This is a genomic window from Aquimarina litoralis, from assembly GCF_019295435.1.
Classification (GTDB): domain Bacteria; phylum Bacteroidota; class Bacteroidia; order Flavobacteriales; family Flavobacteriaceae; genus Aquimarina; species Aquimarina litoralis_A.
The window spans coordinates 24,735-43,616 of record NZ_WEKL01000044.1 but is presented as its reverse complement, the minus strand read 5'-3'; the positions used below and the strand labels follow the sequence as shown (position 1 = coordinate 43,616).

At 32.0% G+C, this 18,882-nt stretch carries 16 protein-coding genes; 10 read left to right on the top strand and 6 right to left on the bottom strand.

The features are described 5' to 3' along the window. Positions 1–686, bottom strand: a 686-nt coding sequence (locus tag GBO31_RS18805; RefSeq protein WP_219010011.1) for a serine hydroxymethyltransferase, incomplete at its 3' end; no start/stop codon positions are given. A gap of 203 nt (positions 687–889) precedes the next feature. Between GBO31_RS18805 and fahA the strand changes: the two genes are divergently transcribed. Then, entirely contained in the window at positions 890–2,170 is a 1,281-nt protein-coding gene (gene fahA / locus GBO31_RS18800; protein ID WP_219010010.1) for a fumarylacetoacetase, read from the top strand. Between the two features lie 105 nt (positions 2,171–2,275). Then, the gene (locus GBO31_RS18795) at positions 2,276–3,460 is read left to right on the top strand and encodes a hypothetical protein (RefSeq protein WP_219010009.1); all 1,185 of its coding nucleotides are present in this window, start codon (positions 2,276–2,278) and stop codon (positions 3,458–3,460) included. Positions 3,461–3,480: 20 nt separating this feature from the next. On the opposite strand, the gene GBO31_RS18790 is transcribed toward GBO31_RS18795, so the two are convergent. The 3 genes from GBO31_RS18790 to GBO31_RS18780 all read right to left on the bottom strand — a co-directional run bounded on the left by GBO31_RS18790 (position 3,481) and on the right by GBO31_RS18780 (position 7,380). Next, positions 3,481–4,128 (bottom strand): hypothetical protein, encoded by a 648-nt coding sequence (locus tag GBO31_RS18790; RefSeq protein ID WP_219010008.1) that lies wholly within the window; start codon positions 4,126–4,128, stop codon positions 3,481–3,483. A gap of 41 nt (positions 4,129–4,169) precedes the next feature. Then, the gene (gene ytxJ / locus GBO31_RS18785; protein WP_219010007.1) at positions 4,170–4,565 is read right to left on the bottom strand and encodes a bacillithiol system redox-active protein YtxJ; all 396 of its coding nucleotides are present in this window, start codon (positions 4,563–4,565) and stop codon (positions 4,170–4,172) included. A 124-nt stretch (positions 4,566–4,689) separates the two neighbouring features. After that, positions 4,690–7,380 carry a carbohydrate-binding protein gene (locus tag GBO31_RS18780; protein WP_219010006.1) on the bottom strand — a complete coding sequence of 897 codons (2,691 nt, stop codon included), beginning with the start codon at positions 7,378–7,380 and terminating at the stop codon, positions 4,690–4,692. A gap of 357 nt (positions 7,381–7,737) precedes the next feature. On the opposite strand from GBO31_RS18780, the gene clpB reads away from it, so the two are divergent. Together clpB and GBO31_RS18770 are read left to right on the top strand one after the other, a co-directional pair. Next, positions 7,738–10,338, top strand: coding sequence for an ATP-dependent chaperone ClpB (clpB, locus tag GBO31_RS18775; protein ID WP_219010005.1), 2,601 nt, complete (start codon positions 7,738–7,740; stop codon positions 10,336–10,338). Positions 10,339–10,548: 210 nt separating this feature from the next. Further along, on the top strand, positions 10,549–11,199 hold the full coding sequence (locus GBO31_RS18770) for a hypothetical protein (protein ID WP_219010004.1): 651 nt from the start codon (positions 10,549–10,551) through the stop codon (positions 11,197–11,199). 5 nt (positions 11,200–11,204) lie between these two features. Here the strand turns inward: GBO31_RS18770 and GBO31_RS18765 are convergent, their stop codons facing one another. Beyond that, positions 11,205–13,166: an endonuclease gene (locus GBO31_RS18765; protein WP_219010003.1), complete on the bottom strand. Its 1,962-nt coding sequence runs from the start codon at positions 13,164–13,166 to the stop codon at positions 11,205–11,207. Between the two features lie 230 nt (positions 13,167–13,396). Here GBO31_RS18765 and GBO31_RS18760 point away from each other — a divergent pair, with 230 nt between their 5' ends. The 6 genes from GBO31_RS18760 to GBO31_RS18740 all read left to right on the top strand — a co-directional run bounded on the left by GBO31_RS18760 (position 13,397) and on the right by GBO31_RS18740 (position 17,965). Next, the gene (locus tag GBO31_RS18760) at positions 13,397–13,993 is read left to right on the top strand and encodes a TetR/AcrR family transcriptional regulator (RefSeq protein WP_219010002.1); all 597 of its coding nucleotides are present in this window, start codon (positions 13,397–13,399) and stop codon (positions 13,991–13,993) included. Between the two features lie 48 nt (positions 13,994–14,041). Further along, positions 14,042–14,527, top strand: coding sequence for an acyl-CoA thioesterase (locus GBO31_RS18755; RefSeq protein ID WP_219010001.1), 486 nt, complete (start codon positions 14,042–14,044; stop codon positions 14,525–14,527). Between the two features lie 57 nt (positions 14,528–14,584). Next, positions 14,585–14,710, top strand: a complete 126-nt coding sequence (locus GBO31_RS27235; RefSeq protein ID WP_281422474.1) for a hypothetical protein — start codon at positions 14,585–14,587, stop codon at positions 14,708–14,710. Positions 14,711–14,955: 245 nt separating this feature from the next. Next, positions 14,956–16,242 (top strand): cellulase family glycosylhydrolase, encoded by a 1,287-nt coding sequence (locus tag GBO31_RS18750; protein WP_219010000.1) that lies wholly within the window; start codon positions 14,956–14,958, stop codon positions 16,240–16,242. A 78-nt stretch (positions 16,243–16,320) separates the two neighbouring features. Then, positions 16,321–17,445 (top strand): esterase-like activity of phytase family protein, encoded by a 1,125-nt coding sequence (locus GBO31_RS18745; protein WP_219009999.1) that lies wholly within the window; start codon positions 16,321–16,323, stop codon positions 17,443–17,445. 10 nt (positions 17,446–17,455) lie between these two features. Next, on the top strand, positions 17,456–17,965 hold the full coding sequence (locus GBO31_RS18740) for a SixA phosphatase family protein (protein WP_219009998.1): 510 nt from the start codon (positions 17,456–17,458) through the stop codon (positions 17,963–17,965). Here GBO31_RS18740 and GBO31_RS18735 read toward each other — a convergent pair. Next, positions 17,962–18,717, bottom strand: coding sequence for a DUF6503 family protein (locus GBO31_RS18735; RefSeq protein ID WP_219009997.1), 756 nt, complete (start codon positions 18,715–18,717; stop codon positions 17,962–17,964). The two genes, GBO31_RS18740 and GBO31_RS18735, sit on opposite strands and share 4 nt — an antisense overlap. Between the last annotated feature and the right edge of the window lie 165 nt (positions 18,718–18,882).

Here is an 18,882-nt window from a genome sequence, read left to right as displayed (position 1 = left end):
CCTCTAGGTCCTCTTAATGTTTTATGAGTAGTTGTAGTAACTACATGGCAATGTGGCACTGGATCTGCAATAACTCCTTTAGCAATCAATCCTGCTGGATGTGCAATATCCGCTAATAAAATTGCACCAACGCTATCTGCGATCTCTCTAAATCTTTTATAATCGATCTCTCTAGAATAAGCAGATGCCCCTGCAATAATCAATTGTGGTTTTTCTGCAGTAGCAATCTCTTGTATTTTATCATAGTTTAATCTTCCTGTCTCCTTCTCTACTCCGTAAAAAACTGGATTGTATAGTTTACCAGAGAAATTTACCGGAGATCCATGTGTTAAATGCCCTCCATGTGAAAGATCAAATCCTAATATTTTATCACCTGGCTTAAGACATGCATGAAACACAGCAGTATTTGCCTGCGATCCAGAATGTGGCTGCACGTTGGCATACTCTGCTCCAAATAATTCTTTAGCACGATCAATGGCAATTTGTTCCACCACATCCACTACAGAACAACCTCCGTAATATCGCTTACCAGGATATCCTTCTGCATATTTATTAGTTAATACGGAACCGGCCGCTTCCATTACCTGTTCACTTACAAAATTCTCTGAAGCGATCAACTCTAATCCGTTAATCTGGCGCTCTTTTTCGTCCTGAATTAAGTCAAAAATCTGCTCGTCGCGTTGCATGATATATTATTTATAAATAGATCCCCAAAAATAGGAACATTCCATAAAATAAATCTACGGAATAGCAATAAATATCAACATTTTCTCCACAATTAAAAATATCACATTTTTTAGTTAACTTTCACAGAAATAAAATATGAAAAACGTTCTATTATTATATATTTGATCACGAGAAGTACCAACACCTTATTAAATAAACGATAATGCCCATAACARCAAATAACCCAAATAGAAAAACTTGGATCGATACGCCTGCCAATACTGATTTCCCTATTCAAAATATACCATTTGGTGTCTTTTTAACCAGAGATGACGTAATTACCATAGGAACCAGAATTGGAGATACGGCAATAGATTTAGGTGCATTACATCAGCTAGGTTATTTTGAAGGAATTCCTCTTACAGATGATATTTTTTTACAAGATTCCTTGAATGATTTTATCTCTGATGGTAAAAAAACCTGGCGATTAGTACGTAATCGAATTGCAGAAATTTTTGATGCAGAAAATGATACTTTAAAAAAGAATAAAGAACATTGTAAAATTGTACTCTTTACATTGGATGAGATAGAAATGCAATTACCAGTAACCGTTGGTGATTATACTGATTTCTATAGTAGTATTGAACATGCCACCAATGTAGGAACTATGTTTAGAGATCCTGATAATGCCTTATTACCAAATTGGTTGCATATACCCGTAGGATATCATGGGCGCAGTAGTTCTATAATTCCTTCAGGGATTCCTGTTCATCGACCACAAGGTCAAAAATTAATCAACGGAACTGAAAAACCAATTTTTGGACCTTCAAGATTAGTGGATTTTGAATTAGAAATGGCTTTTATTACTACGGATGCCAATCTATTAGGAGAACCAATTCCAATAGATGAAGCTGAAGATTATATTTTTGGTCTAGTATTATTCAATGATTGGAGTGCCAGAGATATTCAAAAATGGGAATATGTTCCATTAGGACCATTTTTAGCTAAAAACTTTGCATCTTCAATATCTCCTTGGATTGTAACACTTGATGCTCTTGAACCATATCGTGTGGCTGGTCCAAAACCAATAAAAGAACAACTGCCTTATTTACAATATAAAGGAAATAAAAGTTTTGACATTCATTTAGAAGTTGCAATACAACCGGAAAAAGCAAAAGAAACTGTTGTTTGTAAAAGTAATTTTAAGCATATGTATTGGAATATGTCGCAACAGTTAGCACATCATACAATCAATGGGTGTCCTGTAAACTCTGGTGATATGATGGGAAGCGGAACCATTTCAGGGCCAACTCCTGATTCTTATGGATCTATGTTAGAACTTAGTTGGAGAGGAGAAAAACCTGTACAACTAGAAGAAGGTGGAAGTCGCAAGTTCATAGAAGATAACGATACTGTAATCATGAGAGGTCATTGTGATAAAAACGGTGTGCGAATTGGATTTGGAGAAGTATCCACTAAATTACTTCCTGTTTTTAAGAAATAATACCAATAAAAAAATTTTATAAAAACCTCGAAGGGATTACTTTGAGGTTTTTTTGTTACCTTTTGGCATCAAAATTGAATAGGTGTCCCCCAAACGTATGAAATTATGAAAAGAATACTACTTTTATCTTTAATTATCGCAGTCGCTTCTTCATGTGGAAGTAAAAAAAAGACTTTTACTGCGTTGAATACAGGAAATTACGATCAAGCGATTAATACTTCCATTAGTAAATTAAAAACCAACAAGAATAAAAAAGGAAAACAAGATTATATCTTGATTTTAGAGGAGGCTTTTGCAAAAGCTGTTGATAGAGATATGAATGCTATTACCTTCATGGAAAAAGAAGGAAATCCTGCCAATCTAGAGCGTATTTATAATTCTTATAATACGCTAAAAAGAAGACAAGAACGAATAAGACCTTTATTGCCTTTGTTTCATGTTGAACAAGGACGTAATGCAAATTTCACCTTTGATAATTATGATGATAGAATTCTGAATACCAAAGAACAATTAACTACCTATCTATATGACAGTGCAAAGTCATTACTTTCCAAAGCCAGAAGAAAAGGTGATTATAGAAAAGTATATGATGACTTAGTGTATTTAAATAAAATCAATCCAGATTATAAGAATACTAATGACCTTATTGAAGAGGCTCATTTTAAAGGTACAGATTTTGTAAAAGTGAGTTTAAAAAACAACACGAATGTTATTATTCCTAGACGCTTAGAGGATGATTTATTAAACTTTAGCACTTATGGATTGAATGATTTATGGACGGTATATCACAATGAACCGCAACGTACTATAAAATATGATTATCTCATGGAAGTCTCTTTTAGAGAAATTAACATATCTCCGGAACAAATTAGAGAAAGACAATTAGAAAGAGAAAAATTAATAAAAGATGGTTGGGAATATCTATTAGATGAAAATGATGATTTTGTACTAGATGAAGAAGGCAAAAAGATAAAAGTAGATAAAATGGTAACGGTAAGATGTGAATACTATGAGTTTATGCAATTCAAAGAAGCACAAGTAGTTGGAAATGTTCAATATCGAGACCTTAATACAAAACAATTATTAGATGCTTTTCCATTATCAAGTACATATGTTTTTGAACATATCTATGCAAACTACAATGGAGATAAACGTGCCTTAGATGACGATTTAATAAGGTATTTAGGGTTACAAGCGGTACAATTTCCTACTAATGAACAAATGGTTTATGATTCTGGACAAGATTTAAAAAATAAATTGAAAGGAATTATTACGAGATATAGATTTTAGGAGAACATTATAAAAATCTATTAATACTTTATAGTGAGTCCTAATTCGGAAAAGCTTTCTTCTCTTTCTTGTATTCGATGATCAAATTCGAGAGTTAAATGAGTTTTATTACTTGATATAAAGGATATGTTTGGAATTTGAGCAAAATAACTGGTAAATGCATCATCAATTACTGAAGTATTAATTTCAAATTCAGCTTTGGTTAATGCTATAATCTTGTTTGAATGTATTTTAGGTTCATTGCTTTCCTTTCTTTCATTTCTATAAGGAAGCCTAAAAGTCCATGGTAATATAGGATTGTCATTGTTAGGGATCATATCAATTGACATTCCTTTAGGGAAATAATCCGGTTGGTATACTTCTCTTTTTTCAAAAAGTTGGTCTGTGCTTTCTGAATTTAACAAACATAATCCATAAGGAGAATATCTGTTTTGATGAAATTGAGAACGTTCCCATAGTTTTGTTGGTGAAGTAGTATCATTCTGAATTTCATTTTGATCCACAACCCATAAAACCTCAAGAAAGAAGTTTTTGAAATAGAATTTTCGATTTGTAGTCCCTTGTCCTTTATGAATCCGGTTACTTCCTTCTACAAAACCAAAATTAACTAGATCATCTGCTTCTTTTCCTTTATTTTTTGAAAATATGAATATATGGTCGATTTCCATTTTGAACCTTCTTCAGTTCTACTGGTTTATATACAACCACTCTAGATAAACTTATGTAATACCTGAGGGTCTATAGAACTATGTGACGCATGATAAACGGTTTCTCCATTTCTTATAACAATAAATTGTGGAGACTCATGATACACTTGAAACTTAGCCGCTATCTCAGAAGAAATGTCTCTATGATTTAATAAATCTAGGTAATACAAGTCTACCTGATTTTCAGAAACATCAAAACCACTTTCAAAATTTTTAATAACCATTCTACTTATTCCGCAGCGAGTAGAATGCTTAAAAATCGCTTGTGTTTTTACATTTGAAGCGTCTGCTATTGTATCTAATTGATCTAAAGACTTCAATTCTTGCCAAGGTAATGCTTGTTTTTCTTCCTTAGGTTCGCTGTCTTCTGATCCAAATAATTTTCCGAATAATCCCATGCAATTTTTATTTTGTTGAGTCGTGCAAAAATACTAAAAATTACAGCCCAATTACTACTATATAAAATAGCGAGTTCTATTTCCGAACTCGCTATACCAATAAAACAAATATATAATCAATTAATTATGATTTGATAAACTTTAAAACTGCTTTGGTTTTATTTTCTGTAATGATATATAAACCACTATTTAGCTCTGAAACATCAACTTTTGTGATCTGTTCAGAAAGGGTTACTTTCTTTATTACTCTTCCAGTAAGATCGGTTATCTTAAATTCATGTTCGTTTTTTAAACCTAAAATAGATATGGATGTTTTTGCAGGGTTTGGGTATATAACTAAATCCTTTACATCGAAATCATCAATAGATAAAACCGTTGATGAAAATTCAATAGAATTTATATTAAATAAAAAACCATTTCCTCCACTATAAGAGAGTCTAATATTTTGATTTCCTGAGGTTAGGTTTACAGAAGTATTTATTGTTTGCCAACTTTGCCATCCTCCTGTATTTGGTACATCTACCATACCTATTACAGTTTGATTACTCAAAATATTGATAGTTCCTCCTTGAGAATCAGAAGCAACTCTAAAAGAAACTTCATAAGGTCCTGTATTTTCTACAGAAGATTGATACTCCGTAAAATCACTATTTTCGATATACCCAATGTTCATTCCTCCACCTACATCAGTTGTCGTTTCTCGTTGTATTCCCTGCTCAATTGTATATTCTTCTGCTTCTAAAATACCAGGTATATTATGTAAAATGGTACAAGTATTAAGTTGATCTGAAGGACATTCATCGTCTGCATTAGAAACATATCCATTTGGTTGAGAACAGGCTGAAATCATATTATTCTCATCTCCCAAACCATCATTATCGGTATCTGCATACCAACTGGTAGGATTGGTACAATTTTGAACACAATTTTCGTTTTCTCCTGGTAATCCGTAGCACCCTAATCCATTAGGTCCTAAGGTAATGTCCCAATCAATGCCTGCTACCCAATTATCACCATTTAACTCATACGCACCAGCATCTGGATTAGTTCCATTATAGCCATCGGTAATACCTATAATTTCTCTTCCTGCATCAACTGCTGCAGATCCTTGATTTAAGTTAAAGTTTCCATTCGCAACACTTACATAAGAATCTGCTCCTACTACGATATTATTTTGCTTATCAGATTGAGGTTCCCATTCTCCTTTGAACCCCAGATTATTCCAAACTTTGACATTAGTAAAAGAGGTACCTTCTTTATGCCATGCTCCCATCTCATCAGAGTTGTTATAAAATGTATTATTAAATACATCAATATCCTTTCCATCCCAATTAATTTGAATACCAGTCCATTCTGTATTCCAAACTACATTATGATGTACAGAAAATGCTTCTGCATCATTATCTAAGTAAATACCAGCTGCTTTATTTTTAGAACCTCTTGAAGCAGTATCGTGAAACCAATTATGATGTATTTCAGTATTTTGTGGACCTCCAACGGTATAAAATGTAGCACAATCATCAGCAATCAAATTACTTTTATACACATCATTATATGCTATTTCACAGCGATTTCCATTAAAGTTAATTCCATCACGTCCGCCATTGAAGATGGTATTGCCTATAATTTTATTATCCGTTCCTCCTCTTGCCACTAAAGGCGCATCGTATGAACCCAGATAATTAAAATCATGAATGTAGGAGTTTTTTAATTCGTTAAATTGTCCACCCAAGCGGATACCAGTAGCAGCACTAAATCCTATTTCACATTTTTCTATTACATTTCTAGAACCATTAACCTCTACACTTGGTTTGCCTGCATTGAATCCTCTAAAAATACCTTGTGTATGATTTCCATAAAAAGAAGAAATACCAAATAACTTATTGTTATTAGAATTATTTTTTAATTCAATAGCTCCTCCAAATACTGCCAAGTTTCTAATTTCAATAAAACTTCTACCATTTAGATCTACTGTTAATCTTCGCTTTCTCATACGAACAATACCGTCTTGAGGAGCATTTCCATTAGGTAATTGAATGAATAGTTCTTTCGTATTTTCATTATACCACCATTCATTTTGATAATCCAGAGCTGCCTTTACGCCTTCCAGATAAAAATCACCCAAATCCCTTGGAGCATGAAAAGTTCTAATCCAAGTTGGGTTTTTATCTAGATTAAAATTTACTCTTCCAGCAGAACTTGAAGTGATAAAAGATTTCCAAGCAATCCAACCAGAACCTGGTTTATCTCCATAAAAGAATACCGAACCACCTGTCCAATCAATATTAGGAATTTGTGAAGAGGTTAAAAAAGCATTATTTACTACATCTGGTCCACTTCCACTATCATTACGCAAAGAATTTAATGTAAAAGGTTCACCATCTGTATTATTAGGCCATCTAGCAAGATCCAACGCAGTACTCCTATTCATTACAAAATTCTCCTGCCCTAAAGATTCAAAATTTATAGTGGTTTTGTAAATCGATCCAGAATCATTTGTCCATCCACTTAATGATTGCATAGCAGAAATGATCACTTTTTCGCCAGGATATGAAGTAAAAATAATTGGATTACCAGCAGCACCAGAATTTGAAGGTTTCAGTATTTCTTCATATGTACCCTCTCTTATATAAACAATATCTCCAGCTACGGCAACAGATGCCGCTTTAGCTATTGTTTTGTAGGGATTATTTATAGAACCATTATTCCCGTCATCACCATCAATCGCTACATAAATATCTCTTGAAAAAATAGTTCCATTTAATAAAAATAGCATGAAAAAGCATACTATAAAAGTTTGTTTCAAAGCGTCCATGTCTAGTTGTTTTATTTGGAAATTTCTTCGAATGATCAAATAAACCTCCTTTTCCAATTTTCGTCGGAAATATATCACTTATCAAAAGCCATAAAGTTTAAAACTAGAATTCGTCTAGATTAATTGAGAATATGTTAACTTATAGGAAATATTTAAAAAAGTACCTAGAGTTTATTACTTGTAAAATGTTATGATACTGAAATGATGTTTTCCATAAATTGAATTATCTTGATATGAATTACAGACAATACAAAAAAGACAAAACGTCATATAAACCAAGAGGTTTCAAGACATTTTGACACTTGTTTATGGAAGGAATACTATTTGATTTTAGAGGATAAAACAAAAGAATAAATTATGAATTTCAATAATTTCACTATAAAATCACAAGAGGCGATACAACAAGCTCAACAGCTTGCACAAAGCTATGGCCACCAGCAAATAGAAAATGAACATATTTTTAAAGCTATATTTAATGTGGATGAAAATGTACTTCCTTTTTTATTAAAAAAATTAAATGTCAACATTACTATTTTACAACAAGTATTAGATAGTACTTTAGAAAGTTTTGCTAAGGTAAATGGTGGAAACATGCAATTATCTCTAGAAGCAGGAAGATCTCTTAATGAAGCAAGCATAATAGCTAAATCAATGGATGATGAGTTTGTATCGATAGAGCATCTAGTCATTGCTATTTTCAAATCAAAAAGCAAAATTGGTCAAATATTAAAAGATCAAGGAGTAACTGAAAAACATTTAAAAGAAGCAATCAACGAAATTAGACAAGGAGAAAGAGTTACTTCGCAAAGCGCTGAAGAAACATATCAATCCTTGAGTAAATATGCTAAGAACCTAAATGAACTTGCCGAAAATGGTAAATTGGATCCCGTTATAGGTCGTGATGAGGAGATTCGCAGAATTCTTCAGATTTTATCCAGAAGAACAAAGAACAACCCAATGTTAGTAGGAGAACCTGGAACAGGAAAAACAGCTATCGCCGAGGGATTAGCGCATCGAATTATAGCAGGTGATATCCCTGAAAATTTGAAAGATAAACAAATCTATTCTTTAGATATGGGAGCATTAATTGCAGGAGCCAAGTTTAAAGGAGAATTTGAAGAACGTTTAAAAGCTGTGGTAAAAGAAGTTACGTCAAGTAATGGAGATATTGTACTATTCATTGACGAAATACATACACTTGTGGGAGCTGGTGGTGGTCAAGGAGCTATGGACGCCGCAAACATTTTAAAACCAGCATTAGCAAGAGGAGAACTACGAGCTATTGGTGCCACTACTTTAGATGAATATCAGAAATATTTTGAAAAAGATAAAGCATTAGAAAGACGCTTTCAAAAAGTAGTAGTGGATGAACCAGATACAGAAAGTGCAATTTCTATTCTTAGAGGAATCAAAGAAAAGTATGAAACACATCATAAAGTAAGAATTAAAGATGAAGCAATTATTGCTGCGGTTGAGCTTTCTCAGCGGTATATTACAAATCGGTTTTTACCAGATAAAGCTATTGATTTAATGGATGAAGCGGCTTCTAAGCTTAGAATGGAGATTAATTCAAAGCCTGAAGAGTTAGATGTATTGGATCGTAAAATCATGCAATTAGAAATTGAAATCGAAGCTATAAAACGTGAAAATGATGCTTCTAAGTTAAAATCTTTAAATGCTGATTTAGCGAATTTTAAAGAAGAACGAAATGAGATTTTCTCTAAGTGGCAAAGCGAAAAAGAAGTTGTAGATGCCATTCAGAATACAAAAACAGCTATTGAGGAATACAAGCTTGAAGCAGAGCGAGCAGAACGTAACGGAGACTATGGAAAAGTAGCTGAGTTACGTTATGGGAAAATTAAAGATGCTCAGGAGAATTTAGAGGTTTTACAAGAACAATTAAATCAGCAACAACATAAATCTTCTTTAATAAAAGAAGAAGTTACTAATGATGATATCGCTGAAGTAGTGGCTAAGTGGACTGGGATTCCAGTTACAAAAATGTTGCAAAGCGATCGAGAAAAACTTTTGGTTCTTGAAAAAGAGTTACAAAAACGTGTGGTTGGACAAGCTGAAGCGATTCAGGCAGTAAGTGACGCTGTAAGAAGAAGTCGTGCTGGATTACAAGATCAAAAAAAACCAATAGGTTCTTTCCTGTTTTTAGGAACTACTGGGGTTGGTAAAACAGAATTGGCTAAAGCCTTAGCAGAATATCTTTTCAACGATGAAAGTGCAATGACGCGTATTGATATGAGCGAATATCAAGAACGACATGCAGTTAGTAGATTAGTAGGTGCTCCTCCTGGATATGTTGGATATGATGAAGGAGGACAATTAACAGAAGCTGTAAGAAGAAAACCTTATTCTGTAGTACTACTAGATGAAATTGAAAAAGCACATCCTGATACATTTAATATCCTTTTACAAGTATTAGATGAAGGTCGATTAACGGATAACAAAGGAAGAACTGCTGATTTTAGAAATACCATTATTATTATGACTAGTAATATAGGAAGTCATATCATTCAGGAGAAGTTCGAAGCTGTAAAAGATATTGATACTGCAATGGAAAGTGCTAAAATTGATGTCTTAGGGCTTTTAAAACAAGCCGTACGTCCAGAATTTCTAAATCGAATTGATGATATTATCATGTTTACTCCATTGACAAAAACAAACATTCAAGAGATTGTAAAATTGCAATTAAAAAATGTTTCTTTAATGTTGGCAGAGCAAAACATAACTTTAGATGCTACAGAAGAAGCAATAAGGTTTTTATCAGAAAAAGGATTCCAACCAGAATTTGGGGCTAGACCTGTAAAAAGAACAATTCAAAAAGAAGTTTTAAATGCGCTTTCTAAAGAAATTCTTGCAGGAAAAATATCTACGGAAAGTATCATATTATTAGATGAATTTGATGATAATTTAGTTTTTAGAAATCAAACAAACCTAGTGTTATAATTGATTGTATTTCTTAAAAAAAGAAGCGAAAAGGGCAGATTTCACATAAAATCTGCCCTTTTTTATTAGAAAAAAAAGATACTTTCAAAGTTTTTCAACTATCAAAACACTATGTTTTTACGGTTTTACCGTAGTTATCAACAGATATATTCTTACATAGTTGATAAATTTTTCTTACACCAGCTCAAGTTTTAAGTAACTTGCGAAGTAATGAAACCAACTTTAATACTATACGTTTTTCTTCTATCTTTTAGTTTGACTTATGGTCAAAACAAGAAAGAAATTCTTGCCGATATTAAAAATAAATATTCATTAATTCGAGAGCTAATAGATACGAATACACTTAGACAATTACATACGGATTATACTTGTCAGGAATCACTAGAAAAAGGTTCTATTACTTTTTATTATAATAGTCGAGAATTGAAACATATTGTACATAAATACACTCAAGGTAGAGTTACTTATGAAGACGAATATTATGTTTGGGATGATGAATTATTTTTTGAATTTTCTAAACACAAAGTTCGTTATAAAGATTATGAACGTTCAAAGAAGAAGAAAATTAAAAAAGTGAATGTTGTACTTACTTTAGAAGAGCGGTTTTACTTTTATAATTTATTGCCGATCAAGTGCCAGTTCAAAGACTTCGAAACACGAAGTAATCGAAGTAAAAACCCTAAGACGAATTATGTAAGAAACAAGAACACGGATTGCGAAAATGCCAACAAAGTTCTTGAGAAATATGCCATACTATTAGAGTATCAAGATATGGATATGGTAGATACTTGCGATCTTCCAAGGAGCATTGCAAAAATAATATCTGATGATGTAATTTATGGAAGTCTCGGTCGAAACTAATTCTTTTATTCTACTACAATTCTTTTAGTTTCAGATATCTGATCATAATATATTCTAGTAATGTAAACTCCCGTAGAAAGGTTTAAATCAATCTTTGTATTTTCATAAAAAGGTTGTGCGATTAATATATTACCTAAAGTATCAAAAATCTCCAATCTTCCTTGTTTACCATTGGTTATAAGTGTAATATAATCTTTCGCTGGATTAGGATATATAGTAAACTCTGGTTTTATATTATCCTGAACTGATAGCGTATTTGACCATGGTTGCCCTATATTAGTACCCCAAATATATTCTACTAAATTGGGTTGATCTATAAATGGATTTCGATTCAGCTGCCAAGTATAGATTATATTATTTCGGTTCATTTCAAAATCGTCTGGAGGATCATTTCTATGCCAATCTAATAAAATTGCCAAATCACCTAATTGTCCTACTGTATTATTATCTGGATTTCCATTTACCACGTCAAGTCCATTATAACGTACCGTAAGAAAAAAGATACTTCTGGCGACATCTCCTTGCCAACTTCCTTGATTTCCGTTAGGGCCACTATATTCACCATAATCTTGATTCCCTCTTGAGCTATTTTCAGGACCATCTGTTGCTCTTAATCCATGTGCATCAGAGTTAGCATGCCTTAAAGAATCCGGTCTTGTAACAGTAAAAATATTAATCCCATCCGCTATATCATCTGCTTCTATACTATTGAAGTCACCACGTGATCTTGGATAGGTATGCTCTCTATTCCACTTGCCAACATTACTGCCTCCACTCGATTGAAAATCTAATTTAGCTCGCTGTTGTTCAGTATACAATAACCAAACCTGATTACTATTTAAAGGGCTCTGATCAGCCATTTTCAAAATATCTATAACATCTGTGTATGTATGTGCTCTGACTACCGTAGGATCCGCAATAATATCCTGGATTCCCTGCACCAAAGCCGCATCTGATAACCCTTCAATGGAGTTATAATAATCTGTAGGAGCCGTATTCGTTACATTTCCATACGTTGGATTTAACGGTGTTCCCCATGAAGAAACAACAAAATCATTATCAATAATTCGAAGTTCTTTATTATCATTTAAACGTTTAAAACCTGAAGGAATCATTCCGAAAGTTATTTTCATCACTTCATCACCTTCATCATCAGCATCATCAATAATTTGTATAGTATTCGTAGCGGTATTAGTTCCGTTAGGAATTGTTACTATTGTACTGCCAGAATAATCCGAAGTTGTAAAAGTTCCATTGGTAATCGATATATCAAATGTTATGTCAGTAGTAACATTTGTTTCTGTTGTCAAAATAATATCAACTGTATCTCCTTCATCATAACTTTCATTAGCAGTGGATATTAATATTCCATTAAATTGAATTCCACTACCATCATTTAATGCTCCAGGAGTTGGCGTGGTTACAGTATACGTTCCATCATTATTACGCTGAATTGATTCAGTAGTTTTATTATTGTTTTCGTCTTCATTAATTTGTTCAGTAAGTCCTAATAGAGACATGAGCCCCATATCATCCGCATCATCAGTATCATGAATTAATGCATCTAACAAATTTGTAGTAGTTGCTACAGTACCTTCTGGAAAATCTGAACTGTTACCTATATATACTGCAACTGCGTCTGCTCCATTTTGAATTGTATTTTCGGATAATAAGAAATCTGGAACTGGAGAAACCTCAGGGCCACCTATCAAAAAAATCCCATTCTCATCCGTTGTAAAACCATCCAAATCTAGTGTAAAGTAACTTGAGTCTCCCCCACTTGTAGAACCATTAAATAGAACTAAAACGAATCCATTTAAGGAAAAATTGGGAGTATCAGATTTTAACTCTATAAATTCCTGTGTATCTGTACTTGGAGTATCAGCATCTAATTCATTAATGACCAATTGCCCAAAGGAAAATTTAGTACAGAAACAAGCAAAAATGAGAAAGTAGAGATTTTTCATGTATTCAATTTTTATTCGAGTGGTAAGAAAAAGCAGTTGATAGATTCTTATTCACAACCACAAAATATTAGCATAGCAATATAATCATAATAAGTAGTTTTTAAAGTTATCTTATTATTAAAAAAACGAACAGAAAATATATTAGTAAGTTACTAAATTATGTTAAATCCTTTTTAAAAATATACCGATTGGTATATTTTAAGTATATTCGACTATATTTTTATTGTGGTATGTACACAAAAGCAGAAAAAACAACCGAATTTATTATTGAAACAGTTGCACCTATTTTTAATAAAAATGGATATGCTGCCACTAGCTTAAGTGATATAACCAAGGCAACAGGTCTTACAAAAGGAGCTATTTATGGAAATTTTAAAAATAAGGAAGAATTAGCAATCGCTGCCTTTACTATGACCGTAAAAAATATGCTTAGACGTATTACTGAACATCAATCTTTAAGTGACTCTCCAATTCGAAAATTATTTCTAATCACTGATTTTTATAGAAACTATTACAATTATAGCCAAGAATTAGGTGGATGTCCAGTACTTAACATGGGAGTAGATGCCAAACATCAAAATGGAGAGCTTTTTAACTATGTTCAGTATACTATAAACAAAATACAAAGCAATCTTGCGGCGCTTATTGATCAAGGAAAACAATCTGAAGAAATCAAAATAGGAATAGATTCTTTGTTATATTCTAAAAGGTTATACACCATGATCATTGGGGCTATTTTTATGACCCACACTATGGAAGATAATAGTTATTTATTACAAACTATGGATCAGATAGATACTATGATACAAACTGAATTAAAATTATAATATTTTTTTAAACCAAAATATACCGATCGGTATAAAACCAAAAAAGTTATGACAACATTACCAAAAACACTAGAAAGCAAAGCTAAAATCAGATTTCAACATTGTGATCCATTTAATCATTTAAATAATGCTGAGTATATTAATTATATGATTAATGCTAGAGAAGATCAGATCATCAATAATTACAATTTAGATCTTTTCAAAATGGCGCAAACCCAAGGTGTTAGTTGGGTAGTAGGCAGTAATCAAATTGCATATTTACGTCCCGCATTCTTAATGGAAGACATTGTTATTGATTCTCAGCTTTTCTCTTTTACAGAAAACGAATTACATGTAGAAATTCGTATGTGGAATCATGACAAAACGGAATTGAAAGCTGTAATGTGGAGCTCTTTCGTACATTTTAATTTATTAAAACAAAAACGTTGGAATCACACGGATGAACTGATGGGATTATTTGCTTCAATCGTAAATCCATTAAAAGCTGTTTCATTTAATGAAAGAATTTTAGAATTTAAACCACAAAAAGTGTAACATATCCTTTCGAGAGCAGTCTTATAAATAACATCAATCAACAAAATCTAACCATTTATGAAAACTTCTGACAATCTTGGCTCCTCTCACAAGAAGAGAAGTTCATACTTTTTTATTGTATTTTTTATAATAGCAATCTTATCCATGGCCATAGTTGCCTGGAAATTAGGAGTGTTTGAATAACAAATTTAAATGACTCTGAAAATATAAATTAGTAACTACAGCCTTATTTCTTACATCCTAAGAAATAAGGCTGTATATTCTTTTACCTAGCCATCTTTTTAAGTTTTTAAAAGAGAAAAATTAGTTTTGATAGTTTAGGAGGTTTGTTTTTACAAAATCGATGATATTCTATACTAAATAGAAATTAACTTCGTTATTTGGAGATATTGTTAACCAGTTTTATTAATGTCTCAAACACACAAATCATGAAACAAAACTTTACACACTTACAAACATCTAAAACAATCAAAAAACCACTTTCTTTCTTAGCTTGCACCTTCTTTTTACTTGTTTTTTTCAATTATACAATGCAAGCTCAAACTGTTGTTGAGCGATACGGTAGATTACAAGTAAATGGTAGTCATGTAACTGCAGAAAATGGTGATAAAATTAGTCTTGCCGGAATGAGTCTCTTTTGGAGCAATGCTGGTGATGGTGGTGATTTTTACAATAGTCAAACCGTTAATCATCTTACAGACGACTGGAAAAACCCAATAATCAGAGCTGCTTTAGGAGTTAAAGAAGATTGGGATGGTGGCATGGGATATATCGACAACACTGCTGCACAAAAAGCCAAAATAAGAACAGTGATTGACGCTGCTATCGCCAAGGGTGTTTATGTCATTATAGATTGGCATACGCATGCTGCAGAAGTTTATAAAGATGAAGCAGTAGCATTTTTTACTGAAATGGCAGAATTATACGGATCTAACGATCATGTTATTTATGAGATTTATAATGAACCTATCAATCAATCTTGGAGTCAAGTAAAAAGCTATGCTCAAGAAGTAATAGCAGGTATAAGGTCAAAAGATCCTGATAATCTAATTATTGTAGGAAGTCCAACTTGGTCTCAAGATGTACATATCGCTGCTGCTGATCCTATTGTTGGAGATCCTAATTTAGCATATACATTACATTTTTATGCAAATACGCATCAACAATTCCTTAGAGATCGAGCTGTTTCAGCAATGAATAATGGGATTGCACTGTTTGTAACGGAATGGGGAACTACAGATGCTAGCGGAAATGGAGGATACAATCCACAAGAATCGMAAGTTTGGATAGACTTTATGATTCAGAATAATATTAGCTACGTAAACTGGACTGTATCTCATAAAAATGAAGATTCATGTGTAGTAAGTCCTAACCAAGGATTGCAAGGTCTTCTAAACGGAAGTCTTACAACTTCTGGAATATTTATTAGAAATCATATACTTTCACGAGCGCAAACATTAAGCCTTGATGACTTTGCAATTGGAGATACGAAACTTTCATTACAGCAAAATCCTGTTAAAAATATGCTTTCTATAAGCTCATCTGTTATCATTGAAGATATAGTTGTATTCGATATGACAGGAAGGTCAATTTTCTCTAAAGAGATCAATAAAGACAATCCACAAGTAGATATTTCTAATCTCAATACGGGTAATTATATTTTACAGGTAAATGCTAATAATAGCAGTGCTACTACGAAATTCGTAAAGTTATAGATTTGTAAAATATATCTTAACTCTTATAGATAAAGCCTCTAATAAATTATATTAGAGGCTTTATTAGTAAATAATAGGATGAAGAAAACCTTTATATACAGCATAATTAGCTCATTCATAACGATCAGTATCATTTCTTGTAGCACTATTTCAGAAGTTACTACAGAACAGTACGAAGTCAATTATTTAGATGAATATGTGATATATAATGATACTATTTTTCCAGGATCTAAAATTGGAGGTTTATCTGGTATAACATATCACAGTAAGAAAGACTCCTATTATTTTGTTTGTGATGATGCACACAAACCGAGATATTATGAAGGAACAATTTCTTTACACAACAACAAAATTAATAACTTAAAAATCAATAAATTAACAGAAATAAAGGATACAAACCAGCTATTTTTAAAAAATACTATTATTGATTTAGAAGCAATTAGGATTTTTGAAGAAAACAAACTCATATTTACAAGTGAAGGATCTATAAAAGAGGATTACAACCCTTCTGTATTTATTACTGATAGCCTAGGAAATTATTTAGAAAACATTAAGCTTCCCTCCTATTTCTTAGTAAATAAAAATTCAGAAAATACACCAAGACATAATGGAGTGTTTGAAGGCTTAGCTCCAGATATTAGTAATAGTGGATATTGGATATCTATGGAACTTCCTTTGGAACTAGATGGTAAAGAACCTACTTTTCAAAGTTCTGGAGCACCAGTTAGAATTACACATTTTGATATAAATACACGAAAAACAGATTTCCAATTTACATATCCTTTAGATAAATTAACGAAAGATCCTAAAGAAAAATTTGGCGTTAATGGTGTAACTGATTTATTACAATTATCAAAAAACAAATTCATAATCATAGAACGTGGATATGCAGCTGGGTATGGTACGCAAGGTAACACTGTGAGATTATATCTTGCAGATCTAAAAAATGCTACGAATACTTTAGGTTTTGATAAACTGAAAAATCAAAAATATCAAGTAGCCAAAAAACAACTACTTTTTGATTTTGAATCCGTTAGATCAAAATTAACAAATCATATTGTAGACAATATTGAAGGGATTACTTTAGGACCAATTTTGTCCAATGGAAATCAATCCTTAATTTTAATAGCTGATAATAATTTCAGTCCCGTTTCAAAACAAATAAATCAACTTATACTACTTGAGTTAATAAAAAAAAATTAATTACTTAGATATGAAATTTAGAATAGTACTTTTTGCACTTTGTATTTTTACTTTTATCGGATACAGTCAAGACAGTCCGAAAGATAATATCACCACTTATATATTAGTTAGACATGCTGAGAAAGATCTTAGCGATCCCAGCAATAGAAACCCGAATCTTACTACAGAAGGAAAAGAAAGAGCGAACAATCTGGTAGCTATTTTAAAAGACATCCATATAGATAAGGTGTATAGTACAAATTATAAAAGAACATTACAAACTGCAGAACCTTTAGCCAAAGACAGAAAAATAGAGATTGAATTATATGATCCTAGAAAAATATATGACAAAGCATTTCAGGAAATAACTAAAGGTAAAACTTCTTTAATTGTTGGACATAGTAATTCTACGCCAACATTAGTCAACAAAATTATCGGAAAAGAAAAATATCAAAGTATAGATGAAAAGGTATATAGCAAATTGTTTATCATAACACTTCAAGATGATAAAGTGTCGGATATGATACTTAATTTCAATTAATACACATAGTTTTCATCGTATACATATACATCTTCAAGCTCGATTTTAGATAATAGTTTTAATTTTCCCTTTTCGAAAAGTTTATCCAAGTTCGATAAGGGAGTAGACATGTCATCCGTTTTATAATTATTATAATCTACAAAGCGAATTCCTTTGATGATTCGGGAATTGTATGCTTCTCTAAATCGGATTCCTCCTCCATCAACAGCATAACTATAAGCCAAATAATCTACAGTAAAATTATCCTTATGAATCCAATATAAAAATTCATCTTCAAAATCAGTTCCACCTCCTTCTTGATTAAAAGTTATTTTGACTTTATAGTATGAAACATTTTTAATTGTGGATTCACCAACTAACTCCTTATTCACCGCAGGAGCATTCAATCCATATGGTAAATTAGCAAAATAATGTACAGAATTTACGCCATCACTAATTTTGGTAATCAAAGAATCTGCTACTTTTATGTTGCAATTTTCAATTGATCGTGATAACCCTTTATTATTAACAACATCATGCACAATACCTTCCTTACCAAATATTTTTCTTTCTAATTGGTAGTTTCCATTATTCCGAATACTACTATATTCTTTTCCTCTAAATGTAAAACGAATACCTACTTTATCAAACTTTGATCCGCCAGCATTTTCTATTGCTTTATCTATGATCTCTTGAGCAGAATATTGATTTATTGATATAGTCGTAAAGGACATCAACAATACTATTACCGATAAAACCGCAAACTTCTTCATAAATCTATAAATTTACTTTTGAAGGCTAAAATACTTTTTACACCTTCAATATTTGTAACAATTTTGTTAAACTAATAAATGTAATTTACCTGCTACACATGGAAATAATTACACATTTATTTAAGTCAACTTTTTAGAGAAAAACTTTCTTCAAAACCTCTAATT